General features: G+C 69.9%; 24 protein-coding genes and 1 pseudogene. 15 read left to right on the top strand and 10 right to left on the bottom strand.

The features are described from left to right. The first annotated feature begins 92 nt into the window (after positions 1–92). The 5 genes from OEJ37_RS33970 (at position 93) to OEJ37_RS33950 (ending at position 5,883) form a co-directional block, all read left to right on the top strand. Positions 93–845: an Asp/Glu racemase gene (locus OEJ37_RS33970; protein ID WP_174420417.1), complete on the top strand. Its 753-nt coding sequence runs from the start codon at positions 93–95 to the stop codon at positions 843–845. A gap of 27 nt (positions 846–872) precedes the next feature. Further along, a complete protein-coding gene (locus tag OEJ37_RS33965; protein ID WP_175941736.1) occupies positions 873–1,703 on the top strand; it encodes an alpha/beta fold hydrolase in 831 nt (276 codons plus the stop codon). Between the two features lie 34 nt (positions 1,704–1,737). Then, positions 1,738–2,778, top strand: a complete 1,041-nt coding sequence (locus OEJ37_RS33960; protein WP_174420415.1) for a 2,5-dihydroxypyridine 5,6-dioxygenase — start codon at positions 1,738–1,740, stop codon at positions 2,776–2,778. A gap of 19 nt (positions 2,779–2,797) precedes the next feature. Beyond that, positions 2,798–3,451, top strand: a complete 654-nt coding sequence (locus OEJ37_RS33955; protein ID WP_263349371.1) for an isochorismatase family protein — start codon at positions 2,798–2,800, stop codon at positions 3,449–3,451. Between the two features lie 146 nt (positions 3,452–3,597). Continuing rightward, on the top strand, positions 3,598–5,883 hold the full coding sequence (locus OEJ37_RS33950; RefSeq protein ID WP_263349368.1) for a xanthine dehydrogenase family protein molybdopterin-binding subunit: 2,286 nt from the start codon (positions 3,598–3,600) through the stop codon (positions 5,881–5,883). A 25-nt stretch (positions 5,884–5,908) separates the two neighbouring features. Here the strand turns inward: OEJ37_RS33950 and OEJ37_RS33945 are convergent, their stop codons facing one another. Further along, positions 5,909–6,355: a MarR family winged helix-turn-helix transcriptional regulator gene (locus tag OEJ37_RS33945; RefSeq protein WP_152863749.1), complete on the bottom strand. Its 447-nt coding sequence runs from the start codon at positions 6,353–6,355 to the stop codon at positions 5,909–5,911. Between the two features lie 533 nt (positions 6,356–6,888). Between OEJ37_RS33945 and OEJ37_RS33940 the strand changes: the two genes are divergently transcribed. Then, complete coding sequence (locus OEJ37_RS33940; protein WP_174420412.1) at positions 6,889–8,196, top strand: MFS transporter; 1,308 nt, start codon at positions 6,889–6,891, stop codon at positions 8,194–8,196. 280 nt (positions 8,197–8,476) lie between these two features. Then, positions 8,477–9,241, top strand: a complete 765-nt coding sequence (locus OEJ37_RS33935; protein ID WP_263349366.1) for a DUF4397 domain-containing protein — start codon at positions 8,477–8,479, stop codon at positions 9,239–9,241. Positions 9,242–9,455: 214 nt separating this feature from the next. On the opposite strand, the gene OEJ37_RS33930 is transcribed toward OEJ37_RS33935, so the two are convergent. Beyond that, entirely contained in the window at positions 9,456–9,722 is a 267-nt protein-coding gene (locus OEJ37_RS33930) for a hypothetical protein (protein ID WP_175917755.1), read from the bottom strand. Between the two features lie 232 nt (positions 9,723–9,954). Between OEJ37_RS33930 and OEJ37_RS33925 the strand changes: the two genes are divergently transcribed. The 4 genes and pseudogenes from OEJ37_RS33925 to OEJ37_RS33910 form a co-directional block, all read left to right on the top strand. Beyond that, positions 9,955–11,505 carry an NCS1 family nucleobase:cation symporter-1 gene (locus OEJ37_RS33925; RefSeq protein WP_174420409.1) on the top strand — a complete coding sequence of 517 codons (1,551 nt, stop codon included), beginning with the start codon at positions 9,955–9,957 and terminating at the stop codon, positions 11,503–11,505. Between the two features lie 22 nt (positions 11,506–11,527). After that, positions 11,528–12,256, top strand: a complete 729-nt coding sequence (locus OEJ37_RS33920; RefSeq protein WP_263349363.1) for an aspartate/glutamate racemase family protein — start codon at positions 11,528–11,530, stop codon at positions 12,254–12,256. Between the two features lie 61 nt (positions 12,257–12,317). Then, positions 12,318–13,466: a LysR family transcriptional regulator gene (locus tag OEJ37_RS33915; RefSeq protein ID WP_263349361.1), complete on the top strand. Its 1,149-nt coding sequence runs from the start codon at positions 12,318–12,320 to the stop codon at positions 13,464–13,466. Continuing rightward, positions 13,438–13,560 (top strand): annotated as a pseudogene (locus OEJ37_RS33910) (DUF1090 family protein); the annotation flags it as partial. The gene OEJ37_RS33915 and the pseudogene OEJ37_RS33910, both read left to right, overlap by 29 nt. A gap of 110 nt (positions 13,561–13,670) precedes the next feature. Here OEJ37_RS33910 and OEJ37_RS33905 read toward each other — a convergent pair. Then, on the bottom strand, positions 13,671–15,233 hold the full coding sequence (locus OEJ37_RS33905; protein WP_263349360.1) for an MFS transporter: 1,563 nt from the start codon (positions 15,231–15,233) through the stop codon (positions 13,671–13,673). 100 nt (positions 15,234–15,333) lie between these two features. Here OEJ37_RS33905 and OEJ37_RS33900 point away from each other — a divergent pair, with 100 nt between their 5' ends. Both OEJ37_RS33900 and OEJ37_RS33895 read left to right on the top strand, forming a co-directional pair. Further along, positions 15,334–16,212 (top strand): LysR family transcriptional regulator, encoded by an 879-nt coding sequence (locus OEJ37_RS33900; RefSeq protein ID WP_174420406.1) that lies wholly within the window; start codon positions 15,334–15,336, stop codon positions 16,210–16,212. Positions 16,213–16,470: 258 nt separating this feature from the next. Then, a complete protein-coding gene (locus OEJ37_RS33895) occupies positions 16,471–17,457 on the top strand; it encodes an ABC transporter substrate-binding protein (protein ID WP_263349357.1) in 987 nt (328 codons plus the stop codon). Positions 17,458–17,494: 37 nt separating this feature from the next. On the opposite strand, the gene OEJ37_RS33890 is transcribed toward OEJ37_RS33895, so the two are convergent. Then, entirely contained in the window at positions 17,495–17,869 is a 375-nt protein-coding gene (locus OEJ37_RS33890; protein WP_263349356.1) for a DUF2591 domain-containing protein, read from the bottom strand. A 230-nt stretch (positions 17,870–18,099) separates the two neighbouring features. Between OEJ37_RS33890 and OEJ37_RS33885 the strand changes: the two genes are divergently transcribed. Together OEJ37_RS33885 and OEJ37_RS33880 are read left to right on the top strand one after the other, a co-directional pair. Beyond that, positions 18,100–19,176 carry a glycosyltransferase family 2 protein gene (locus OEJ37_RS33885; RefSeq protein WP_263349355.1) on the top strand — a complete coding sequence of 359 codons (1,077 nt, stop codon included), beginning with the start codon at positions 18,100–18,102 and terminating at the stop codon, positions 19,174–19,176. Positions 19,177–19,194: 18 nt separating this feature from the next. Then, a complete protein-coding gene (locus OEJ37_RS33880; protein ID WP_263349353.1) occupies positions 19,195–20,457 on the top strand; it encodes a glycosyltransferase family 87 protein in 1,263 nt (420 codons plus the stop codon). On the opposite strand, the gene OEJ37_RS33875 is transcribed toward OEJ37_RS33880, so the two are convergent. From OEJ37_RS33875 to OEJ37_RS33850, 6 genes are all read right to left on the bottom strand, one after another. Next, positions 20,421–21,461 (bottom strand): TadG family pilus assembly protein, encoded by a 1,041-nt coding sequence (locus OEJ37_RS33875; RefSeq protein ID WP_263349351.1) that lies wholly within the window; start codon positions 21,459–21,461, stop codon positions 20,421–20,423. The genes OEJ37_RS33880 and OEJ37_RS33875 overlap by 37 nt on opposite strands. Beyond that, positions 21,454–21,882 carry a TadE/TadG family type IV pilus assembly protein gene (locus OEJ37_RS33870; protein ID WP_263349350.1) on the bottom strand — a complete coding sequence of 143 codons (429 nt, stop codon included), beginning with the start codon at positions 21,880–21,882 and terminating at the stop codon, positions 21,454–21,456. The genes OEJ37_RS33875 and OEJ37_RS33870 overlap by 8 nt, the downstream gene beginning before the upstream one ends. Beyond that, entirely contained in the window at positions 21,879–22,739 is an 861-nt protein-coding gene (locus OEJ37_RS33865) for a tetratricopeptide repeat protein (protein WP_263349348.1), read from the bottom strand. Before OEJ37_RS33865 ends, OEJ37_RS33870 begins: the two co-directional genes overlap by 4 nt. Next, positions 22,736–23,680, bottom strand: a complete 945-nt coding sequence (locus OEJ37_RS33860) for a type II secretion system F family protein (RefSeq protein WP_174420398.1) — start codon at positions 23,678–23,680, stop codon at positions 22,736–22,738. Before OEJ37_RS33860 ends, OEJ37_RS33865 begins: the two co-directional genes overlap by 4 nt. Continuing rightward, positions 23,677–24,654: a type II secretion system F family protein gene (locus tag OEJ37_RS33855; protein WP_174420397.1), complete on the bottom strand. Its 978-nt coding sequence runs from the start codon at positions 24,652–24,654 to the stop codon at positions 23,677–23,679. The genes OEJ37_RS33860 and OEJ37_RS33855 overlap by 4 nt, the downstream gene beginning before the upstream one ends. Beyond that, positions 24,651–25,981, bottom strand: a 1,331-nt coding sequence (locus tag OEJ37_RS33850; protein WP_263349346.1) for a CpaF family protein, incomplete at its 5' end; no start/stop codon positions are given. The genes OEJ37_RS33850 and OEJ37_RS33855, both read right to left, overlap by 4 nt.

Raw genomic sequence — 25,981 nt, 5'->3', positions numbered from 1 at the left:
CATTTTCAAATGTACACACTAGACTTTGCTCGAAATCCGGCGATCCCGCGCCAGCGTGCCGCCTCACCCTTACCGACACGGAGCCTCCCGTCATGAGCAAGACCTACCGCATCGGCCAGATCGTGCCGAGTTCCAACACGACGATGGAAACCGAGATTCCCGCGATGCTGCGGTTGCGCGAAACGATCCGCCCCGAGCGCTTCACGTATCACTCGAGCCGGATGCGGATGAAGAAGGTCGTCAAGGAGGAACTGGCGGCGATGGATGCCGAATCCGACCGCTGCGCGCTCGAACTGAGCGACGCGCGCGTCGACGTGCTCGGCTATGCGTGCCTCGTTGCGATCATGGCGATGGGGCACGGCTACCACCGCGTGTCGCAGGCGCGCCTGACCAAGCACACGGCCGACAACGGCGCACAGGCGCCCGTGCTGACGAGCGCGGGTGCGCTCGTCGACGCGCTGAAGGTGATCGGTGCGAAGCGCATCGTCGTCGTCGCGCCGTACATGTTGCCGTTGACGGAACTCGTGGTCGACTACATCCGCAACGAAGGCTTCGAAGTGCTCGGCTACCGCGCGCTGGAAATTCCCGACAACCTCGACGTCGGCCGCCACGATCCGGCTCGCCTGCCCGACATCGTGAAGACACTGCCGTACCAGGACGCCGACGCGATCGTGCTGTCCGCGTGCGTGCAGATGCCGTCGCTGCCGGCCGTCGCGAAGGTCGAGGCGATGACGGGCAAGCCCGTGATCACGGCCGCGATCGCGACCACCTACGCGATGCTGCGCGAGCTCGATCTCGAGCCGGTCGTGCCCGGCGCCGGCGCGCTGCTGTCCGGCGCGTACTGAACCCGGCCCTTCCGACGGAGTCCATTCATGCCCTCGACTTTCCTGTATGGCGCGAACATCCGCGCGAACGGCATCCGCCAGCACTACCTGCGCTACGGCGGCGCGACCGGCGAACGCGCGTCGCGCGCCGCGATCGTGCTGATTCCCGGCATCACGAGCCCCGCGATCACGTGGGGCTTCGTCGGCGAAACCTTCGGTGCGGCATTCGACACCTATGTGCTCGACGTGCGCGGCCGCGGGCTGTCGGAAGCATCGCCGTCGCTCGACTACAGCCTCGATGCACAGGCCGACGACGTCGCGGCGCTCGTCGCCGCGCTCGGCCTGCCGCGCACGAGCCTCGTCGGCCATTCGATGGGCGCGCGGATCGCCGCGCGCGCGGCGCGGCGCGGCATCCGCGGGCTCGCATCCGTCGTGCTCGTCGATCCCCCCGTGTCGGGCCCGAACCGCCGCGACTATCCGGGCAAGCTGCCGTGGTACATCGACTCGATGGCGCTCGCGCGCGCCGGCACCGACGCCGAAGGCATGCGCGCGTTCTGCCCGACCTGGACCGATGCCGAACTCCAGTTGCGCGCCGAGTGGCTGCATACCTGCGACGAGCGTGCGGTGCGCGCGAGCCATGAAGGATTCCATACCGACGATTTCCACGCGGACGCCGCACAACTGGCCGTGCCATCGCTGCTGATCACGGCCGAACGCGGCGACGTGGTACGCGACGACGACGTCACGGAACTGCAGCGCGCAACGCCGTCGATGCAACACGTGCGCGTGCCCGATGCCGGCCACATGATCCCGTGGGACAACGCGCCGGGCTTCTACGCGGCGTTCGGCGGCTTCCTCGGCACGCCGCTCGCGGCCTGATCCCCTTTCCCTCACGCCCTTACCGGAGCCGACGATGCCAGTCAGCGACACCCAACTGATCGACGCGTGGAAGCAGGTGCTCACGCTGTCGCGCCTCGAACCGGGCCAGACCGTCACGATCCTGACGAGCGCGGCCACCCATCCTCAGACGCTGTCGTGCGCGCTGATCGCGACGCAATCGATGGGCGCGATCGTCAACCGGCTCGACCTGCCGCCGGTGAACGGCGAGAAAGCGTTCAGCCGCGACCCGCTCGCGTATCTCGGCACGACGCCGCTGACCGGCAACAAGGCCGCGATCGCCGCGCTACGCGAGAGCGACCTCGTGCTCGACCTGATGACGCTGCTGTTCTCGCCCGAGCAGCACGACATCCTGAAATCCGGCACGAAGATCCTGCTCGCGGTCGAGCCGCCCGAAGTGCTCGTGCGGATGGTGCCGACGCTGGCCGACCGCACGCGCGTGCTCGCCGCGGCGAAGCGGATCGCCACCGCCCGCGAGATGCGCGTGACGTCGGCGGCCGGCACCGCGCTCACCTGCCCGCTCGGCGACTTCCCGCCGACCGCCGAATACGGCTTCGTCGACGCGCCCGGCCGCTGGGATCACTGGCCGAGCGGCTTCGCGCTGACCTATCCGAACGACCGCACCGCGCGCGGCACGATCGTGATCGATCGCGGCGACATCCTGCTGCCGCAGAAGCACTACGTGAGCGAGCCGATCGCGCTGACCGTCGAAGGCGGTTATGCGACGCACATCGAAGGCGGCGTCGACGCCGACCTGCTGCGCGACTACATGGAGACCTTCGCGGACCCCGAAGGCTATGCGATCTCGCATATCGGCTGGGGGCTGCAACCGCGCGCGCGCTGGTCGACGCTCGGGCTGTACGACCGCGAGGCGACGATCGGGATGGACGCGCGCGCGTTCGAGGGCAACTTCCTGTTCTCGCTCGGCCCGAACAACGAAGGCGGCGGCAACCGCACGACCACCTGCCACATCGACATCCCGCTGCGCCGCTGCACGGTCGAGCTCGACGGCGAAACCGTCGTGCGCGACGGCCGCGTGACCGACCAACCCGCGTGACCGACGAGCGCCCGACACCATGAACGATCTTTCCCGCCACGCCGAAGCGAACGTCTACCGCCAGCAGGGTTTCGGCACGCCGCTGCCGCCGCACGGCAACATCGGCCTGCTGATCGTCGACTTCGTGGTCGGCTTCGCCGATCCCGCAACGTTCGGCGGCGGCAACATCGCGCCGGCGATCGCACGCACGACGCACGCGCTCGCACTGGCGCGCGAACGCGACTGGCCCGTCGCGCACAGCCGCATCGTGTACGCGGACGACGGCAGCGACGACAACGTGTTCTCGCTGAAGGTGCCCGGCATGGCGACGCTGACCGAGCATCATCCGAACAGCGCGATCGTGCCCGAGCTCACGCCCGCGGCCGGCGAACTCGTCGTGCGCAAGACCGTGCCGTCGGCGTTCTTCGGCACGCAGCTCAGCCCCTGGCTCGCGCAGCGCGCGGTGCAGACGCTGCTCGTCGCGGGCGCCGTGACGAGCGGCTGCGTGCGCGCGAGCGTGGTCGATGCGATGTCGCACGGGTTCCGCCCGCTCGTGCTCGCCGATTGCGTCGGCGATCGCGCGATCGCGCCGCACGACGCGAACCTGTTCGACATGCAGCAGAAATATGCGGCCGTGATGCCGCTTGACGACGCGATCGCGGCGATCGACGCCATGCACGCGCACGTGCGTTGAGTCGCGACGGATCGCTGGCGGCGCATGCGTCGCCCGCGATTGACGCTGCGCTTTTGGCGACCTAGATTGGCTTGACGCGCGCCGCCCGAACCCTCTCCGACGCATCCGGTCGCCGGCCGCGCCGCTCCCGACAGGACACCTCCCCTGTGAACCGTTCCGAACTGCTCGTGCGCGACGGCTGCCTGACCGTGATCCGGCCGCCCGCGCCGCCCGTCAAGCCGGCGCCCGGCCAGCCGGGCAGCCTGTCGTCCTACGTGCCGGCGCTGCCCGAAGTCTTCGTCGCGATTCTCGACGACGGCCGCATCCTCTCGTTCAACGGACACGTCGATCTCGGCACCGGCATCCGCACGTCGCTCGCGCAGATCGTCGCCGAGGAACTCGACGTGCCGGCCGCGCGCGTGACGATGGTGCTCGGCGACACGGCCGCGACACCGAACCAGGGCCCGACCATCGCGAGCGCGACGATCCAGATTTCCGCGACGCCGCTGCGCTGCGCGGCCGCGCAGGCGCGCCATGCGCTGCTGGCGCTCGCCGCCGAGCGGTTCGGCGTCGACGTGGAGCGGCTGGCCATCGACGACGGGACCATTTCGGCGGACGGGCAAACGGCGACGTTCGCGGCGCTCGTCGCCGCGCATCGCATCGCGCTGACGCTGGACCTGAACACCCGCACGAAAGATCCCGCGCTGTACCGGATCGTCGGCAAGTCGGCGCCGCGCGTCGACCTGCCCGCGAAAGCGACCGGCCAGCTCACGTTCGTGCACGACATGCGCGTGCCGGGCATGCTGCACGGCCGTGTCGTGCGGCCGCCGTATGCGGGCCACGACAGCGGGCCGTTCGTCGGCACGTCGCTCGTCGACGTCGATCGCGCGTCGGTCGCCGACGTGCCGGGGCTGGTGGACGTCGTCGCGATCGGCGATTTCGTCGGCGTCGTCGCCGAACGCGAGGAACATGCGATCCGCGCGGCGCGCCAGTTGCGCGTGACGTGGCGGCCGCATGCCGCGCTGCCGCCGCTCGACGAGCCGGCCGCCGCGATCGCCGCCGCGCCGGCCAAACGCCGCGTGCTGCTCGACGAAGGCGATGTCGACGCGGCGCGCGCGCAGCCCGACACGATCACGCTGTCGCGCACCTATGCGTGGCCGTTCCAGATGCACGGCTCGATCGGCCCGTCATGCGCGCTCGCCGACTACCGGGAACCGGGCAACGGTCGGATCACCGTGTGGTCCGGCACGCAGAATCCGGTGTCGCTGCGCTTCGACCTCGCGACGCTCGTCGCGCGCGACGAAGCCGATTTCGATGTCGTGCGGATGGAGGCGGCCGGCTGCTACGGCCGCAACGGCGCGGACGACGTGTGCGGCGACGCGCTGCTGCTGTCGCGCGCGGTCGGCCGACCGGTGCGCGTGCAACTGTCGCGTGCGGACGAGCATCTGTGGGAACCGAAAGGCGCCGGCCAGTCGATGCAGGTAACCGGCACCGTCACGCGTGACGGCAGCCTGCTCGGTTACGACTTCACGACGCGCTATCCGTCGAACGACGCGCCGCTGCTCGCGGCCTTGCTGACCGGCACGATCGCGCCCGAGCCGCGCGTGTTCGAGATGGGCGACCGCACGGCCGTGTCGCCATACGCAAGCCCGCATCGCCGCTTCGTCTGCGAGGATCTCGCGCCGCTCGTGCGCGCGGCGTGGCTGCGCGGCGTATCGGCGCTGCCGAACTCGTTCGCGCACGATGCGTTCGTCGACGAATGCGCGGCGTTGACCGGCGTCGATCCGCTCGCATTCCGGCTGCGCCATCTGCAGGACACGCGCGCGGCCGAGCTGCTGCAAGCCGTGGCCGACCGCGCGGGCTGGACACCGCGCACGGCGCGCACGCCTCGCGCACGAGACGGCACGCGGCTCGCGCGCGGTCGCGGCGTCGCGTATGCGCGCTACGTGCACAGCCGCTTCCCCGGTTTCGGCGCGGCGTGGTCGGCATGGATCGTCGACCTGTGCGTCGATCGCGTGTCGGGCGAGATACGCATCGAACGCGTGACGGTCGGCCAGGACACCGGCACGATGATCAACCCGGATGGCGTGCGCCACCAGATCCACGGCAACGTGATCCAGGTACTGAGCCGCACGCTGAAGGAGCGCGTGCGGTTCGCGGACGGCAAGGTCGCGTCGCGCGAATGGGCGAGCTATCCGATCCTGACGTTCGCGGAAGTGCCGGACGTCGATGTCGTGCTGATGCCGAGGCAAGGCGAGCCGCCGCTCGGCGCGGGCGAATCGGCGTCGGTGCCGGGCCCGGCCGCGGTCGCGAACGCGTTGTTCGATGCGACCGGCGTGCGGTTCTACGCGCCGCCGTTTACGCCCGAAGCGGTCCGCGCCGCGCTACGCGAGGCCGGCCGGCTGATGAGCGCCGACGAAGCGGCCGCAACCGCACCCGCCGGCACGGCGTAGGCCCGGCCGGCGCCCCGCGTGCGCATCACGCTTCGCCGTCTTCTTCCATCATCTTGCGCAGCAGGAACTGCAGCGCGACCCGCTCGCCCGGATTGAGCGTGCCGTACGTGCGCTCGGTCACCTGCCGTGCGAACGGCACAGTGCGGTCGATCAGCGCGAGGCCGGTCGCGGTCGCGCGCACGATCAGCTTGCGACCGTCGTTCGGGTCGGGCAGCACCTCGATCAGCGCGCGCGTCTTCAGGCGCTCGACGACGCCGCGAATCGTCGCCTGGTCGATCGCGGTCGCCTTGACGATGTCGTTCAGCGAGCACGCCTGGCGTTCCTTGACCGCGCACAGCGTCACGAACTGCGCGGCCGTGAGATCCGAATCGGGGATCGCTTCCTGGAAGATCGATACGTGCCGCTGATACGCGCGGCGCAGCAGGTGCCCGACCTGGTCGTGAAAGTCGTAGGAATCCTTCGAAGACGCCATGAAAGTGCAGGCCCGTGCCGCATGTAGATGAAAGACAAGCAGTGTACACCCTCAATTCGGCGCAACCGGCGGCCGGGCCGCCGCTTCATTGCGGTGCATCAGGATTCGCCGCACCCGGCGCCCTCGCACCTGACGATCGCCCAACAGCGGCCGATCGCCGGCCGGCGCCGTCGCCGAGACGGCCGGCCCCGAGCGTTCGAACCGGCTGCCGCACGCGGGTTTGCGCACTGCGGCGGGCTTTCGCGCACACACTCCAATTTTGAGCGCATACGCACGAATTTTGTGCATGCTCACGCGTATTCCCCGATCATTTCAACACGCGTTTTCGGTCATACAAAACCTCGTTGAAAGCACGGTTTTTCTCGCCAAAATGCTTGCCTCCAGGCGGCCGATTTCATGCCTGTGCGATTCGGTATTTTCTAGTGTGTACGCTATTTAATTGCCGTGATATACAGACTCCAGTGCGCGGCGGAACGTCCGCCCGCGTCGATCGGCCACCCATTCATCCGACACACTCGAACAGGGGCAATCCCATGTCTACCGCACACCCGAGCGCCGCCGTTTCCCCCGACGACGCGCTGCACGGCAATCTCTATCGCAAGGTCACGCTGCGCCTGATCACCCTCTTCTGCCTGTGCTACTTCGCGGCCTATCTCGACCGCATCAACATCGGGCTCGCGAAACTCCAGATGCTCGACGCGCTGAAGTTCAGCGATACCGTGTACGGGCTCGGCGCCGGCCTGTTCTTCGCCGGTTACATCCTGTTCGAAGTCCCAAGCAACCTGGTGTTGCAGCGTGTCGGCGCGAAGCTGTGGATCGCGCGGATCATGATCACGTGGGGCCTGCTGTCGGGTGCGACGATGTTCGTGCACACGCCGATGCAGTTCTACATCGTGCGCTTCCTGCTCGGCGCCGCCGAAGCCGGCTTCCTGCCGGGCGTGCTGCTGTACCTGACGCAGTGGTATCCCGATGCGCGCCGCGCGCGGATCGTCGCGCTGTTCATGGTCGGCCTGCCGCTGTCGAGCATGATCGGCAGCCCGATCTCCGGCTGGATCATGCGCGCGTTCGACGGCGCGCACGGGCTCGGCGGCTGGCAGTGGCTGTTCCTGCTCGAAGCGCTTCCGTCGGTGCTGCTCGGTTTCGCGGTGCTGCGCTGGCTGCCTAACGGCATCGAATCCGCGCAATGGCTGAACGCCGACGAAAAGCGGGCGCTGCGCGCGAATCTCGACGCCGATCCGTCCGGCAACAAGAGCCACGCGCTGGGCAAGGCCTTCTCCGACCCGAAGGTGTGGGCGCTCGGCCTGATCGACCTGTGCGTGCTGCTCGGCCTGTATGCGGTGAGCTTCTGGCTGCCGACGATCCTGCGCGACACCGGTGTGAAGGACGCGTATCACATCGGCTGGCTGATGGTGATCCCGAATGCCGCGGCCGTGCTCGCCACGCTCTATTGCGGCGCGAGCTCGGATCGCGCGCGCGAACGTCGCTGGCATATCGTCGTGCCGTTCATGGTGTCGGCCGTCGCGCTGGCGATCGCTGCCTCGTCGCCGCACGGCACGCTCGGGACGGTACTGCTGTTCTCGCTGATCAACGCGGGCGCGGCCGCCGCGATGCCGGTTGTCTGGGCGTTGCCTTCGACGTTCCTGAAGGGCTCGGCCGCGGCCGGCGGGATCGCGTTCGCGTGCTCGATCGCGAACCTCGGCGGGTTCGGCAGCACCTACTTCATCGGCTGGCTGCGCGACACGTTCCATTCGCAAAGCGCGGGCCTGTACGGCTTCGCCGCATGCATGCTGGTCGGCTGCGCACTCGCGCTCGCGTATCCGGCCAGGCTCGTGAACCGCTGACGCATCGCGTCGCCCACCGCGACGCTGTCCTTTTTACAACCGCGCCTGTCGCGCGGCCCGCCCCACGCCTCCGCTTTGCACCGCGCACGCCGCCACCGCGGCGCGTGCGCGCTTCTCGCCTTCATTCGTCGTCCTCCGCCGCGCAGGCACACTGCTTGCGCCGTCCTCGCGCCCGCCTCCCCGGCGGCCGGCATCCTTCCCGCAACCGGCGCTGCGCACCGCGCGATCCTTCGCGCGGCGGTCCCGCATCGCCTGCAGGTTCCCTGAACGAGAGGACGACATGAAATCGATACGAACACTGGTAGCCTTGTGCTCCGTCATTTCCGTGCTCGCGGCATGCGGCGGCGACGGCAACGACGTCGGCACCGAACTCGGCATCTCGAAGCCGCAGGCACGCTTCATCAATGCGGTGCCGGCCGGGCCGAATCTCGACTACTACCTGAATGCGAAGATCGACCAGTCGAGCGTCGCGTACAAGGGCGTGACGCGCTATCACGACATCGACTCGGGCACGCAGAACGCCAGCTACGACGTCTCGGGCACGACGACGACGGTCGCCGCGCAATCGTTCAGCGCGGCGAACGGCCATCACTACACGACGATCGCGCTGCCGAGCACGTCGTCGCCGATCGCCATGATCGACGATCCATACAACAAGGGGCTGCTGTCGGACAAGGCACGCGTGCGCAGCTTCAACGCATCGCCGAACGCACAGAACGTCGACGTGTACGTAGTTCCGCCCGGCACCGACATCACGGCGCAAAGCCCGACGCTGGCCGGCGCGGCCTACCAGAACGCGGTGCCGGCATCGACGCAGGATTCGATCTACCTGAACGGCGGCAGCTACCAGGTGATCGTCACGACGGCCGGCAGCAAAGCGCCGATCCTCAAGACCGCGCCGGTCACCATCAACAACAACGCCGACTGGCTGCTCGTGACGATTCCGTCGGGCGGGATCGGCGACGTGACGCCGAACGACATTCACGTGCTCGTCGCGCAGGGCAACGACGCCGATACGTCGGCACAGGAACTGGGCCCGCAGTAAGGGCTGCCAACGGTCGCGGCGGCCGGCGTGCGCCGGCTCGAGCTGTCGCCGCCGGTCCGGGAATCGCTACAACGGTCCTTGCAAATCTTTCATGCGCACGGCCACGCGCACGCGCGCCGCCCGGCGCACGTGCGAGACTCGCACGGCACTCCACAAGCAAACGGCGCACCCGCGCGCGGCTTGCGCGCCGACCGCCCAACCGGTCAACCGCCCGTCAGCCGCCGCTCGCGCCGCCCGGCGCGGAGGCCGCGCCCGGCATGCTCGCGCCGCTGTCGGCACCGCTTCCGGCCGCTGCGCTGCCCGGCATGCCCGACGGTGCAGCGGACGGCGCGGCCGACATGCCGCCCGTTGCGCTCGATTCGGAACTCGCCGCGCCGCCGCTGTCGCTCTTCTTCTGGCAACCCGCGCCTGCCGCCAGGCCCGCGATCAGGATGCCGGCGAAGACGGCTCGCGATACATGACGAAATGAATATCGCTGCATGACACCTCCGCTGATGTCGATGTGGATGGAGCCCGCTGGCGAGCAATTCGCGTGCCGCGCACGGCCGACGACGATGAACGCGCCCCATTCATTTTTCAAATGACGCCCAGCCGAATATTTAATTTCCCATCAGTGCGCCGGCCACCCATACTCGCGAACAAATCCGAGACATAAGGTCCACGGCGGCCGAGCCGGCTCAGCGTGTACACGCTGCAGGTTTCGCGCCCCGCACATGGAAGGAGACAACGGCGTGCAACTGGAAGCCACTCACCGCCCGGGCCTCGTGCTCGGCGCGGACGACGCATCGCATCGAATCGACACGGCCACGCGCGCCCCCGCGCTGAGCCCGCGGCTGCACAACCCCGACCTCGCGCCGACCCAGGCCGAGGGCCGGACCTGGGGCCGCTACAGCATCTTTGCGCTGTGGACCAACGACGTGCACAACATCGCGAACTACTCGTTCGCGATCGGGCTGTTCGCGCTCGGCCTGTCGGGCTGGCAGATGCTCGCGTCGCTCGCGATCGGCGCGGTGCTCGTGTACTGCTTCATGAACCTCACGGGATACATGGGCCAGAAGACCGGCGTGCCGTTCCCGGTGATCAGCCGGATGAGCTTCGGCATCTATGGCGCACTGTTGCCCGCGATGATCCGCGCGGTGATCGCGATCGCCTGGTTCGGCATCCAGACCTATCTCGCGTCCGTCGTGCTGCGTGTGCTGCTCATCGCGATCTGGCCGGGCCTCGCCGCATTCGACCAGAACGCGATCTTCGGGCTGTCGACGCTCGGCTGGATCACGTTCGTCGCGATCTGGCTCGTGCAGATCGGCATCCTCACGTACGGGATGGAAATGGTCCGCAAGTACGAGGGGCTCGCCGGCCCGGTGATCCTCGTCACGACGCTGTCGCTCGCCGCGTGGATGTTCAGCCGCACCGGCGGCCATCTCGCGATGTCGATCGGCAAGCCGATGACCGGCGTGAAGATGTGGACGGAGATCTTCGCGGGCGGTTCGCTGTGGCTCGCGATCTACGGCACGCTGGTGCTCAACTTCTGCGATTTCGCCCGCGCGTCGCCGAGCGCGAAGACGGTCAGGGTCGGCAATTTCTGGGGCCTGCCGGTGAACATCCTCGTGTTCGCGACGATCAGCTTCGTGCTCGCCGGCGCGCAGTTCAAGCTGAACGGCCAGATCATCCACAGCCCGACGGAAATCATCGCGACGGTGCCGAACAAGCTGTTCCTCGTGCTCGGTTGCCTCGCATTCCTGATCGTGACGGTCGCCGTGAACATCATGGCGAACTTCGTCGCGCCGGCCTTCGTGCTGACGAGCCTCGCGCCGCACCGCCTGTCGTTCCGCCGCGCGGGCCTGATCAGCGCGACGATCGCCGTGCTGATCCTGCCGTGGAACCTGTACAACAGCCCGATCGTGATCGTCTACTTCCTGTCCAGCCTCGGCGCGCTGCTCGGCCCGCTGTACGGGATCATCACGGTCGACTACTGGCTCGTGCGCAAGCAGCGCGTGAACGTGCCCGATCTCTATACCGAAGCGCCGACCGGCGCCTATTTCTACACGCGCGGCGTGAACCGCAAGGCGCTCGCGGCGCTCGTGCCGTCCGCGCTGATCTCGATCACGCTCGCCGTCGTGCCGGCCTTCAGCGCGATGACGCCGTTCTCCTGGCTGCTCGGCGCGGCCATCGCGGGCAGCGTGTACTGGCTGCTGGCCGATCGCAAACGGCAATACGACGAGCGCTCGGGCGAACACATCGCGGTCGCCTGCGCGCAACACTGAACCCACGCATACGGAGTGCCCGATGAGGATCCTGGTAGTCAACGTCAACACGACCGAGTCGATCACCGACGCGATCGCCGCGCAGGCGCAGGCCGCCGCGTCGCCCGGCACGGAGATCGTCGGGCTGACGCCGCGCTTCGGCGCGGAGTCGGTCGAAGGCAACTTCGAGAGCTACCTCGCGGCGATCGCCGTGATGGATCGCGTGTTGAGCTACGACGAGCCGTACGACGCGGTGATCCAGGCCGGCTACGGCGAACACGGCCGCGAAGGCCTGCAGGAACTGCTGACGGTGCCCGTCGTCGACATCACCGAAGCGGCCGCGAGCATCGCGATGCTGCTCGGGCATCGCTACTCGGTCGTCACGACGCTCGACCGCACGGTGCCGCTGATCGAGGATCGCCTGAAGCTCGCCGGGCTCGACGCGCGCTGCGCGTCGGTGCGCGCGAGCGGCCTCGCGGTGCTCGAACTCGAGGAGAACCCGGCCCGCGCGATCGAGTCGATCGTCGGCCAGGCGCAGCGCGCGGTGAAGGAGGATCGCGCGGAAGTGATCTGCCTCGGCTGCGGCGGAATGGCCGGCCTCGACCGGCAGATCGAGGAATGCACGGGCGTGCCGGTGGTCGACGGCGTATCGGCCGCGGTCGCGCTCGCCGAGTCGCTGGTGCGCCTGAAACTGAAGACGTCGAAGGTCCGCACGTATGCGCCGCCGCGTCCGAAGCAGATCGTCGGCTGGCCGGGAACCTTCGCAAAATGACGTACCGCCGGCCGGCTGCCGCGTCGCGCTCGAGCTCTGTGCCGCCGGGAGGCGTATCGGCATGCGGGACCCGCTAGCCCCGAACGCCCCGCCCCGCGACGCGTCCGCCGCCACGGACGTGCTCGACGTTCTCGATGCGCGGCTGATGCGCATCCTGCTCGTGCTGCTGACCGAGCGCACCGTGTCGCGTGCGGCCGTGCGCCTGAACATGTCGCAGCCGGCGACGAGCGCCGCGCTCAAGCGCCTGCGCACGCTGCTCGGCGATCCGCTGCTCGTGCGCGGCCGCTACGGGATGGTGCCGACCGAGTTCGGCGCGCGGCTGATCGAACCGCTGCGCAACGCGCTGCGCGTGATCGACTTCATCCGCATCCAGCAACCGACATTCGACGCGCGCACGTCGGTGCGCACCTACCGGATCGGCTGCCCCGACTATCTGAACGTGCTGTTCGTGCCGAAGCTCGTCGCGCTGTTCCGCGAGCGCGCGCCGAACGCGCAGCTCGTGTTCCATCCGCTCGGCGACGGCTTCGACGACGAGCGCGCGCTCGCCGACGGCGAACTCGACGTCGTGATCGACAATCGCCCGGCCCGCTCGTCGCGGTTCCGGCAGGACGACCTGTTCGACGACCGCGTCGTATGCCTGATGCGCGCGACGCACCCGCTCGCGCGGCGCGGCGCGATCACGGCCGCCGATTTCGCGGCAGCGCCGCAGCTGTGCCCGACGCCGTCGTGGCTCGAAGCGTCCGGCGCGATCGATCGGCAGCTCGACCGCGTGGGGCTGCAGCGTCGGATCGTCGTCACGCTGCCGCACTTCGAACTCGCCGCGCATGCGCTCGTGCGCTCCGACATGATCCTGACCACCACGTACCGGCTCGCGCGGCACTACGCGAAGCTGCTGCCGCTCGCCGCCGTCGCGCTGCCGGCCGAACCGCCGGATATCGTGTACCGGATGACGTGGAACGAATCGGGTTCGTGTGTCGAGGGCGTGAGCTGGCTGCGCGGGCTGATCGCCGAAGCGACGCGCGGCTGGCTCGACGCCGAGGCCGCGCTGCCGGCGGTTGCGGCGGTTGCGGCCGCAACCGTACCGGCGACGCCCGCGCCCGAGCCGCTGCGTTCGCCGCGAGCACGCAAGGCAACGCACTGCCGCGCCTCGCGCCGGCCGCTCGTCGCACGCGCCGCGCGTCATCAGCGCCACACGACGAAATCGCACTGAACCGCGGGATTGCGCGACGCGCATCCGCGCGCTGCGGACGCAGATCGACTACGCGAAGCAGCACGGCAATACGCGACAGGCAATGCGCCAGCAGGCGGCACTGGGGAAGATCAGCGCGAATTGCATGGACGCGGGCCAACTCGCGCGCGCCGAATGTGGCATCAACCGTGGCGCGAGATCATCAAACATGCCTAAATCCCCTCGCTACGCATCGCGCATCGGTTGCGCAAGCAACTTGTATGCAACGACGGACACAACGAGCGCAAGCACGCCGCTCACGATAAGCGCATCGGCGAACCCGCTCGCGAACGCGACGGGCGCCGCCCGTGCGAGCGCGCCGGCGGCCGACTGCGGCACGCGGTCGAGCGCCTGCGCCAGATCGCCGGCCAGCAGGCTCGACATGAACGGCGCGTCGGCGAACGCGCGCAGGCCCGGCGCGGCGGACAGCAGGCGATCGAGCCGCGCGTGCGTGCTCGACGCCAGCACCGCGCCGAGCACGCCGACGGCCGTCACGATCGCCGAGAAGCGCGTCGTCGTGCTGATGCCCGACGCCATGCCCGTGCGGTCCGGCGGCACGCACGCCATGATCGCCTTCTGCGTATCGCCGTTCATGATGCCGGCGCCGCAGCCCGTCACGAACATGCCGATCGCGACGAGCCGGTAGTCGCCGCCGGCGGTCAGCGCCGCGGTCGCGAGGTTGCCCGCGCCGATCAGCGCGAGCCCGCCCGCCAGCACGCCGCCGGACGACACGCGCGCGACGAGCGCCGCGCCGAGCGACGGCCCGGCGATCATCGCGAACGCGAACGGCAGCATCCCGAGGCCCGCATCGATCGCCGACATCCCGAATGCGTTCTGCAGGTAAAGCGGCAGGAACGTCATCATCACCTGCGCGCACGCCGCATAACCGAACATCGCGAGCACCGCGCCGACGAAACGCGGCTGGCGGAACAGCGCGAGATCGATCATCGGCCGCGCCTGCCAGCGCTCGGCGCCGATGAAAGCGGCAAACAGCGCGGCGGCGAGCGCGAGCCGGCCGAGCGTCACGGCCGACAGCCAGCCGTGCGACGGCGCGCCGATCAGCGCCGCGATCGCGTACGCGAGCGCCGCGCCAAACAGCAGGCTGCCGGCCATGTCCACGCGTTTCGCGTGCGGATCGCGCGATTCGTCGATCGCGACGCGCGCGCCAACCGCCAGCAGCGCACACACCGGCAGGTTCAACAGGAACACCCAGCGCCAGCCGATCCATTGCGTGATCGCGCCGCCGAGGAGCGGCGCGATCGCCGTCGCGATCCCCATGCACATCCCCCAGATCGCCCACGCGCGCGCCCGTTCGCGGCCATCCGGGAAGCGGTTCGCGATCACCGCGAGCGCGGCCGTCAGCAGCAGCGCTGCACCGCCGCCCTTCAGCGCGCGCGCGGCGATCAGCCAGCCGGCCGACGGCGCGACGCCGCAGCCAAGCGACGCGACGAAAAAGAGCGCGAGCCCCGCGCCGAGCATCCGCTTGCGCCCGAAGCGGTCGGCGAGCCCGCCGGCCGGCAGCAGGCAAGCGGCGAATGCGGTCATGTACGCGCTGACGACCCATTCGATATCGGCGAAGCTCGCATGAAAACTGCGCGCGATGCTCGGCAGCGACACGGCGACGACGTTCGTGTCGAGCACGATCAGCGAACAGGTCGCCGACGCGACGGCGAGCGTCGCGACAGCCGGCATGCGGGCGCCCGCGTGCGGGGCGGTGGCCGCGCGCGACGCCGGGGAGGATTGGGACATCGGCAACTCCGAAGCAGGATGAACGAGCCGTATGCTAGGCTTGCCCGGTATTGCCTGTCATTGACACTCCAATACTGTTTTATTGACGAAAATTGCAATCATGGACCGGCTCGAATTCCGTCACGTGCGCGCATTCCTGAGCGTCGCGCAGCACCTGCATTTCGCCCGCGCGGCCGACGCGCTCGACATGGCGCCGCCCGCGCTCACGCGGCAGATCCAGGAAGCCGAACGCGTGCTCGGCGTGCGGCTCTTTCACCGGTCGCGCCGCGCGGTCACGCTGAGCGCGGCCGGCGAAGCCTATCTGGCCGAGGCGAGCGCCGCGTTCGAGCACCTGCAGCGCGGCCGCGAACTCGCCGCGCTGGCCGAGCGCGGCGAACTCGGCCGGATCGAGATCGGCTACGTATCGTCCGCCGTCTATTCGGGCACGCTGCAGCGCACGGTCGGCGCGTTCCGCGCCGCGCACCCGCGCATCGAGCTGAACCTGCGCGAAGTGCCGATGGACGACGTCGCGAACCAGCTCGACGCGGGCCGGCTCGACCTCGCGTACGTGCGCCCGCCGCTGCCGCTGCCCGGCGGCCTGCGGATCGTCACGCTGCAGCGCGACGTGTTCGTCGCGGCCGTGCCGGCCGATTCGCGCTACGCGTCGATGGCGGCCGTGCGCGCGGCCGACCTCGCCGACGCGCGCTTCGCAGTGCCGGAACAGGAGCTCGGCACGCTCGAAGTCGCGCGCCGCGGCCGTTTCGCGCCGCTGATCGCCGCACGGCCGGGCGGCCTGCTCGCGGTGCTCGCGTGCGTGTCCGTGAACGGCTGGGTCGCCGTGATTCCCGATGCGCTGGCCGGTTGCGTGTCGTTGCCGGGCGTCGTGTACCGGCCGATCGCCGGCAAGCCGATCATGTCGGAACTCGCGCTCGCGCACCGGCGGTTCGAAAAGGCGCCGGCGGTGCGGGCATTCCTGCGCACGGTTTCGCCGGCCGCATAAGCCGCCCGCGCGTTGGGCGTCGGGCGTCGGGCGTCGGGCATCGGGCATCGGGCATCGGGCATCGGGCATCGGGCATCGGGCATCGGGCGTTGGGCATCGGGCGTTGGGCGTTGGGCGTTGGGCGTCACGATCGGCCGCCCCGGCCGTCACCGCGCGAATATGCATTTCACGATTCGATGTTTGTCGGCCGGAACCCGATTCCGTAACCTGCCCGGCAGCCGCGCCGCACGCGCGCGGATCACCGAGGATATGCCGCCGATGAACCCGTCTCCCGCCACGGCACGCCGCCGCGTGCTGCAGCGTCTTGCCGCCCTCGCCGCCGCGCCGCTCGCCGGCGGCGTCGCACTGCCAGCCCGCGCGGCCGGCGCAGACCTGTCGGGCGTCACGCTCGTGCTCGGCGACCAGGCCGGCGGCCTGCGCGCGCTGGCCGAAGCCGCGCACGTGCTCGACGGCACGCCGTACCGGTTCCGCTGGGCCAATTTCCAGGGCGCCGCGCCGCTGTTCGAGGCACAGCGCGCGGGCGCGATCGATCTCGCGCCGGCCGGCGACCTGCCCGTGCTGACGGCCGCGCTCGGCGATCCGTCGCTGCGGATCGTCGCGACGCGCGTCGGCTCGCCGGCGTCGCTCGGCATCGTCGTGCAGCCCGACTCGCCGGTCCGCACCGTCGCCGACCTGAAAGGGCAAACCGTCGTCGTGTCGTCCGCGCGCGGCAGCATCTCCCAATACCAGTTGTATGGCGCGCTGCGCGAACACGGCCTCGCGCCGCGCGACGTCGACGTGCGTTTCGTGCTGCCCGTCGATGCGTTCGCCGCGTTCGAGGCCAGGCGAATCGGCATCTGGGCGACCTTCGACCCGTACTACGGGCATGCGGTGCGACGCGGCGCGCGCATCGTCCGCGACGGCAGCGGCATCAATTCGGGGCTCGCGTTCCTCACCTCGCCGGTCGACACGCTCGACGATCGCGCGAAACGCGCTGCGCTCGCGGACGTGCTCGCACGGCTGACCCGCGCGGGCCAATGGGCGCTCGCGCACCCGGCCGACTACGCGCGCGTCTATGCGTCCCTGACGCGCCTGCCGCCCGACGCGGCCGCCGACATCGCGCGCCGCGCCGCGCTCGCGCAACGCGGCCTCAGCGACGCCGACATCGACGTGCTGCAACGCGTCGCCGATCGCGCGGCGGCGGATGCGATCCTGCCGCGGCGCGTCGACGTCGCGTCGATCGCGATCCGGAATCTGTCTGCCTGATAGAAGGCAGGAGGCGCCGCAACGCGACGAACCATGCTCAGCGCGGTTTCGACATGTCGAGATCCGGCACGTCGTCGCCGAAGGTCGACGCGACGAGCGTGCGCATCGCGGCGACCAGCAGCGTCGGCCCCGACTGGTTGAACGTGCAGCGCTCGCCGGCGGCCGGCACCGCGCGGTGCAGCACGGCCCGCCACGCGCCGTGCCCGCCGTCGCGCTCGAACGCGGCGAACGGCAGCCGCTCGACGATCGGGCCGCCGTCCGTCCACGTAGACGACGGCGCGAACGACACGCTCGCGCCGCCCGTCTCGCGGATCGCCCGGCATGCGCCGCCGGCAACGCACGGCGCGCCGAGGCCTTCGGCCAGCGCCACCCAGTAGTCCAGCGCCGCGCCGGTCAGGTCCTGAACTTGCATCGCGATCTCCTTCGACATCGAAAACCTCGCCCCGGCGTCCGCGCGCCCGCCCGGCCGGCCGTCGGCGAACCGTGGCTCGACGGTAAAACAACCCGCTGCACAACCCGCGCATCGGTATTACGAATCGTCGATTTCTGCCTACAATGATCGTAACGCCTGTCGTCCGGCCTGCGATGGACGACAACCGAATCCATACGGTGCAGCGCAGGCCGGATCTCTCGGGGGGACGCATGCCCACGCACGCCAGAAAGCCGCTGGTCTCGCTCGTCGTGCCGTTTCACGACGAAGACGAAACGATCGATGCGTTCTTTGCCGAAACGCTGCCCGTCCTCGAGTCGGTCGACACGGTCCGCTTCGAGATCGTCTGCATCAACGACGGCAGCCGCGATCGCACGCTCGACCGGCTGCTCGAGGTCATGGCCGGCGACCCGCGCGTGCGCGTCGTCGATCTCACGCGCCGCTTCGGCAAGGAAGCCGCGCTCACCGCCGGCCTAGACGAAGCGGCCGGCGCCGCAGTGATCCTGATCGACGCCGACCTGCAAGACCCACCCGCGTTGATTCCCGCGATGGTCGAACGCTGGCTCGCGGGCGCCGAGGTCGTCGCCGCGAAGCGCACCGACCGCATGTGCGATCCGTTGATGCAGCGCTTGGCCGCAGCGCTCTACTACCGCGTGCACAACCGGCTCTCCGAAGTCGAGATGCCGGAGAACGTCGGCGATTTCCGGCTGATGGACCGTCAGGTCGTCGACACGCTGCGCGCGCTGCCCGAGCGGCGGCGTTTCATGAAAGGCCTGTTCGCGTGGGTCGGGTTTCGCATCGAGATCATCGAATACACGCGCGCGCCGCGCAGCGGCGGTCGTTCGAAATTCTCCGGGTGGCGGCGCTGGAACTTCGCGCTCGAAGGCATCACGAGCTTCAGCACGGTGCCGCTGCGCGTGTGGACCTACATCGGCCTCGCGTTCGCGATGCTCGCGCTCGTCTACGGCACGTTCATCGTCGTGCGCACGCTGCTGTTCGGCAACCCGGTGCACGGCTACGCGTCGCTGATTTCCGTCGTGCTGTTCATCGGTGGCATCCAGCTGGTCGGCATCGGCGTGATCGGCGAATACCTCGGCCGCGTGTATCACGAGTCGAAGCAGCGCCCGGTCTATCTGGTGCGGTGGCGCTACCGCGCCGAGCGGGATGCCGCCGCGCATCCGGCGTCGAAGCTGCTGCAGTTCCCGCTCAAGCGCGCGCACGCGGCCCGCCGCCGGACGGCGACGCCCGCGGCCGCCGGCCACGGCGCCAGGAAAATCTCCGTCAAGTAACCAACCGGCACGCGTCGCATGGACATTCCCCGGCAATCGACGCGCTCGGCGGAGCGCCCCGTCCGCGCGTGGCTGACGCCCCGACGCGTCGTCACGTACAGCGCGTTCGTGCTCGTGTTCCACGCGCTGTTCCTGGCGATCTGGGCGTACGTCATCCGCTACACGCCGGGCACCACCATCGCGAGCCCAGGTGCCGACTACTCGGTGTTCTGGTCGGCGTCGTACGTGATGCTGCACGGCGCGCCATGGCAGGCGTACGATTTCCCGACCTTCTCGCGGCTGGCGGCCGCGATGTTCCCGTATTTCCGCGGCGAAGGCCTCGTCGCGTGGCTGTACCCGCCCACCTACCTGCTGCTCGTGACGCCGTTCGCGCTGCTGCCCTTTGCGATCGGTTATCCGCTGTTCGTCGCGTTCGGCATCGTCGTGTTCGGGTTCGCCGCGTGGCGCGTGTCGGGCCTCGGCGCGACGCCCGGCGTGCGGCGCGTCGGCGCGTTCGCGCTGGTCGGCGCCCCGTGCGTGTTCGTCACCGCGATGCTCGGGCAGAACGCGTTCCTGACCGCATCGTGCGCGGCGCTGGCCGTCTACTGGGCCGACCGGCGGCCGATGTGGGCCGGCCTCTGCATCGGCCTGCTGTCGGTCAAGCCGCAGATGGCGCTGCTGTTCCCGTTCGTGCTGGTCGCCGCGCGCGCGTGGCGCACGATCGCATGGGCCGCGCTCGCCACCGCCGCGTTAGGCGCGTTGAGCGTGCTGGTATGCGGCGTCGAGTCGCTGCGCCTGTTCGTCGCCAACACGGGGCTCGCGCGGGCGCTCATTCTCGAGCATGGCGTGATGTTCTGGTTCGCGTCGCCGACGCCGTTCGCGGCGTTCCGCCTCGCCGGCCTGCCGCTCGGCGCCGCGTATGCCGCGCACGCTGGCGTCGCGGCGATCGCGATCGCTGCCGCGTGCATCGCATGGGTGCGCTCGCGCGACACCCGCGTGCGCGTGGCGGTGCTGGCGGTCGCGACGCTCACGGCGAACCCGTACGTGTGGCATTACGAGCTCGCGTGGCTCGGCATCGCGATCGCGTGCATGCTGGCAATCGGCTGGCGCGACGGCTGGCTGCGCGGCGAGCAGGCCACGATCGCGCTGATGTGGGCGCTGCCGCTCTACGAATACCTGAACCCGTGGCTGCTGCTACCGCAGATCGGCCCGGCCGTGACGCTCGCCGCCCTCCTCGCGCTGCTGCGCCGTGCGCGGTCCGGCGCTCACAGCGCGAGCCGCGGCGGCACGTACACGCCGTAGTACGGCCCGACGCCGGTCGCGACGCCGGTCATCTTCACGCCGGCGACGAAGTGGCCCTGGATGTACTTGTACGTGCCGCCGAGCGACACGTCGATGTGGAACGCCGCGAACGCGACGATCGGCACGTAGGTGCTGGTCGACGTCTGCGTGACGACCGGCAGCACCACCGTCGTGCCCACCGGCACCGACGTGTAGAGCGTCGCCTTCACGCCGGTCGCGAGGTAGATGCTGTCGCCGATATTGAGCGTCGTCGGGTTGCCGGTCACCATCAGCCCGCCCATCGTCGTCGTGTCGGTCGCCGTCGACAGGAACGACGTCCACTGCCCGCCCATGCACAGCGTGCCGTAGGTCTGGCCGTTCGTGATCGAGAACTCGTACGGCAAGCCCGTCAACGGATTGATCAGCGGCTGGTTGGTCGCCGCGTTCCAGTACTGGTTGTACACGCACTGGTCGATCGCGACCGGAAACAGTCCGCCGGCCGCCACGCCGCCCGGCGCGGCCAGCACCGCCACCGCGGTCGCGCTGCCGGACGCGCCGGGAATCCCCAGCAGCCCGCCGAGCAGCAGCGGAATCGAGCCGCCGTTCACGCCCGGCGCGCGCGACACGGTGACCTGCACGGCCGGCACGTCGTACGAGCCGGGCGTGATGGTCGTCGCCTGCATGGATGCGGGGCTGCGCGTCACGTTCCAGTAGCCGGTGGTCACCGTGCCGGTCGACAGCGCGGCGCCGGCCGCCGAGTTCTGCGCGATCACGCCGTTTGCCGCCGGCGCGGCCTGCGACCAGTTCAGCGCACCGCCGCTCGGCGACATCATCGCGTCGGCGCCCGCGAGCGCGGCCGCGTCGGCGGCGTTCTGCAACTGGTTGCGCACCGTGGCCACCCACGCGATGTCGATCGCCAGCGCGCCGAACGACAGCAGCGGAATCAGGAACAGCAGGAAGAACAGCGCGACCGAGCCGCGCTGCCGCACGGGGCCGGGAGCGCGCGTGTCGCCCGCGTCACTCATAGAGCATCACCGAGGTGGCCGAGACCGTCACCGGGCCGGTCAGCGCGCTGAACGCGGAACCCAGCACCAGCCCCGAATACGTGTAGGTCACCGTCACCGTCAGCGCGGTGCCCGACGTCGTGCCGTTCGCCTGGGTCACGGTCACGGTCGGCGTCGTCGCGGTACCGCCGGTGATCAGGCTGTTTTGCATGTAGGTCTGCGCGACGTTGGCGATCTGCGTCGTGGTCAGCATCGGCACGCGCAGCACGACGCCGGCGCGCGCGGCCTCGCGGCTCGCGTTCGTGATGACGGCCTTGTCGCACAAGATCAGGCTCGTGTCGATGATGCCGATCAGTACCATCAGCAGGAACGGCAGCATCATCACGAACTCGAGGGACACGACGCCGCGCGCGCGGCGGGCGCCCATCGCCCCGCGTGTCATTTTGCGGCCCCCGCTCCCGGCGGCGCGACACCTGGCTCCAGCGCCGCGCCCGACAGCGGCGGCGCGCTGCCGGCAGCCCCGCGCGACGCGAGCCGCGCGCGCACCGCCTGGTAGAAGCGCAGGTTGTCGGCCACCGCCGACGCGGGCAGATCCGCGGACAGCAGCTTCTTCGCCGAATCGGTGTTGCCGAGCACGCCATACGCGAACGCGAGGTTCTGGCGCGCCTGCCACGGCGCATCGGGCAGCCCCGCGACGTCGAGCAGCACGTTCACGCCCTCGCGCGGCCGGTTGCTCAGCACGAGCGACAGCCCGAGGTCGATGCGCAGCCCCTGCGCGTCCGGGTGCGCGCGCAGCGCGTCGCGATACACGGCCTGCGCATCCGCATGGCGCCCCTGCAGGTCGAGCACGGTGCCGAGCCCTTCCGCCGCGAGCGGATGGTTCGGCTGCGCGGCCAGCAGGTCGCGATAGCGCTGCGCGGCCTCGTCGAGCCGGCGCTGCCGCAACGCGACGCGCGCGAGCCCGAGCCGCGGGCCGAGCTCCGCGGGCGACTGCCGCTGCGCTTCGTCGTAGAGGATCCGCGCGCGCTCCAGGTCGCCGGCGCGATAGTTGACGTCGCCGAGCCCCAGCCGCGCCGCGAGCGAATCGGGATGTTTCGCGAGCACCTTCTCGTACAGCGTCGACGCGAGATCGACGTTGCCGCCGGCGAGCGCGCTGTCCGCGATGCGCAGTTCGGCCTGCGGGTCGTCGCTCTTGTGGGACAGCACCGGCCGCGTCTGGACGCCCGGCGCGCCGCAGCCGCCGGCCAGAACCGGCAGCACGGCTGCGAGCGCGAACATGCGTACGACGGATCGTGTCATTTGAATACCTCGAGCAGGCGGATCGCCGCCGGCCCCGCCGCGATCAGGCCGACCGTCGGCAGGATGAACAGCATCATCGGCAGCGTGATCTTCGGCGCGAGCTTCGCGGCCTTTTCCTCGAGCGCGACGATCTGCTCGGTGCGCTCGCTGCGCGACAGGGTTCGCAGCGCCTGCGTGATCGGCGTGCCGAACCGCTGCGACTGCGTGAGCGTCGTCGCGAGCGAGCGCGCCGACGCGAAATCGACGCGCGTCGCGAAATGCGTGAGCGTCGCGGATACGTTGCCGCTCAGCGTCAGTTCGTCCGCGCACACCGTCAGCTCGTCGGCGAGCGGCGGGCAGATGCGCGCCAGTTCGTGCGCGACGCGCCTGATGCCCGAAGCGAGACTGTTGCCGGCCATCGTGCAGATCACGAGCAGGTCGAGCGCGTCCGGAAAGCACGCAGCGATGATCCGCCGCCGCCGCCGGATCATCGCGCCGAGCACGTACTCGGGCACGATCACGCCGATCACGAACGCAGCGATCATCGCCAGCGCGCGGATCACGAAGTATTCGCCGAGCCGTGGAATGTACGGGCTGAACACGATCGCCACGCCCGCGAACAGCACGCCGCAGCTCAGCTTGATGCCGATCATCGACGACACCGCGCGGCGGTCGCGAAAGCCCGCGCGCGCCAGTTGCAGGCCGAGCTTCACGCGCTGCATCGGGTCGAGCACCGGCAGCCGCTCGCCGAGCTGCGCGAGCCGCCGCGTCAGGCCCTGGCGGACCTCGTCCGGCTGCAGCCGCCCCGCCGCGAGCGACGGCGCGCGCTGCCCGGCCGCCAGCTGCACGCGCACGGCGATGCGCCGGCGCGTGCCGCCGCCGGGCATGCCGAGCGCCACGCCGACGCAGGCGAGCAACAGCAGCAGTTCGAGGCCGCGGGCGGCCAGCATCGACATCGTCATCGCGCGGTATCCAGTCTCGAGATCTTGCGGATCGACAGCAGCCCGACCGTCAGCAGCCCGGCGGCGATCGTCAGCATCGTATTGCCGGCGTGCGTCGTGAACAGCAGCATCACATACGGGCGGTTCACGAGGAACAGCGCGCCGATCATCACGAACGGCACAGCCGAAATGATCTTCGTCGTGATCCGCCCTTCGGCGGTCAGCGCGCGGGTCTTCAGGCGGATGTCGCGACGCGTGCGGATGATGCTCGACAGTTCGTCGAGCGTCTCGCCGAGGCTGCCGCCGGTTTCGCGCTGCAGCAGCAGGTAGACGGTGAAGAACGAGAAGTCCGCGATCATCAGCCGGTCCGCCGCCTGCGTGAGCACGTCCTTGAGATCCGCACCGACCCGCAGGCTGTCGCCCATCGTGCGGAACGTGGAGCGCACCGGCTCGGCCGCGCCGTCGCCGACAGTGCTGATCGCCTGCGTGACCGGAATGCCCGCGCGCACGGCCCGCACGATCAGGTCGATCGCGTCCGGGAACGCTTCGAGAAAACGGATCCGGAAGCGCTCGATCAGCGAACGGTAGCTGGCGCGCATCGCGAGCAGCGGCAGCCCGATGCAGATCAGCGGACGCAGGAAGCCCGGCGGCCCGATCAGCTTCACCGCGACGATCGCCGCGATCGCGCCGGCGATCGTGCTGGCCACGACGATCCGCATGCCGGCTTCGCCGCCCACCGCGCGCACGCGCGTCACATAGCGCTGCAGCCAGGTGCGCACGCGGCTTTGCCGGCGTTCGAGATTGAACAGCGCGACGCCGGCCCCGTCGGCCGCGCCCCCGTCGCGGCCCGCGAGCAACGGCGACAGGTGCAGCATCCGCTCGCGAATGCGCTGCGCCGGCGTACGGCGCGCGCGATCGAACAGCGACGACAGCGCGAGCCCGATCGCGAGGATCACGACGAACGCGCCTGCCGCGAACAGGTCGGCGGCCCTCATTGGCGGAATACCTCGGCAAGCGCGTCCTCGACGCCGTAATACGCGGCGCGCGGCGCGAATGCCGGCCGCAGCGACGACGCGTCGAACACGCCCTTGACCGCGTCGCGCGTCGTGTCGCCTTCCTGGCGGAACGCGAACAGGTCCTGCGTGATGACCACCTCGCCCTCCATCCCGACGATCTCGGTGATCCGCGTGACGCGCCGCACGCCGTCGCGCATCCGCTCGACCTGCACGAACAGGTGTACGGCGCTCGCGATCTGGCGCCGGATCGACAGCAGCTGCAGGTTCGCGTTCGCCATCATGACCATGCTCTCGAGCCGGCTGATCGCGTCGCGCGGCGAGTTCGCGTGGATCGTCGTCATCGAGCCGTCGTGACCGGTGTTCATCGCCTGCAGCACGTCGAACGCCTCCGGGCCGCGAATCTCGCCGAGGATGATGCGATCGGGCCGCATCCGCAGCGCGTTGCGCACGAGGTCGCGCTGCGAGATTCCGCCGAGCCCCTCGGTATTCTCCGGCCGCGTCTCGAGACTGACGACGTGCGGCTGCTGCAGTTGCAGCTCGGCGGCGTCCTCGATCGTCACGATCCGTTCGTGCTGCTCGATGTGCTGCGACAGTGCGTTGAGCATCGTCGTCTTGCCCGAGCCGGTACCGCCCGAGATCACGATGTTCAGCCGGCACAAACACGCCACCTTCAGCACCTGCAGCATCGGATGCGAGATGTTGCCCTGATGCGCCATCCGCGCGAGCGTGATGTCGCGCTTCGCGAACTTGCGGATCGAGATCGACGGGCCGCGCATCGCGATCGGCGGCAGCACGACGTTCACGCGGCTGCCGTCGGCGAGACGCGCGTCGACCATCGGGCTGCTCTCGTCGACGCGCCGGCCCACCGCCGCCGCGATCCGCTGCGCGACGCTCGTCACGTGCGCGTCGTCGCGAAACTTCAGCGACGTGAGCTCGAGCCGGCCCGCGCGCTCGACGTAGACCTGGTCGGGCCCGTTGACGAGGATGTCGGTGACTGTTTCGTCGGCGAGCAGCGGCTCGATCGGCCCGACGCCGAACATGTCGTTCAGGATCGCGTCGACGATCAGCACCTGCTCGCCGGCCGTGATCTTCAGGCGCTCGCGCTCGACCGTGTGCGCCGCCACCTGCTCGATGCCCACGCGCACTTCGTCGCGCGTCTTCATCAGCGCCGCCGACATGTTCATCGACGCGAACACCGCGGTGCGGATCGCGTCGAACTTGCCGGAGCGGATCAGCGCCTCGTGGGTGTCGGCGGCCGCGGGCGCGCGGGCCGGCGGCGGTGCGGGCGCGACCGCCGGCGCCGGCG

Source organism: Burkholderia sp. BKH01 (assembly GCF_025685725.1).
In the GTDB taxonomy this organism is placed as follows: Bacteria; Pseudomonadota; Gammaproteobacteria; order Burkholderiales; family Burkholderiaceae; genus Burkholderia; species Burkholderia pyrrocinia_C.
This window is presented reverse-complemented; position numbering and strand designations above follow the sequence as displayed.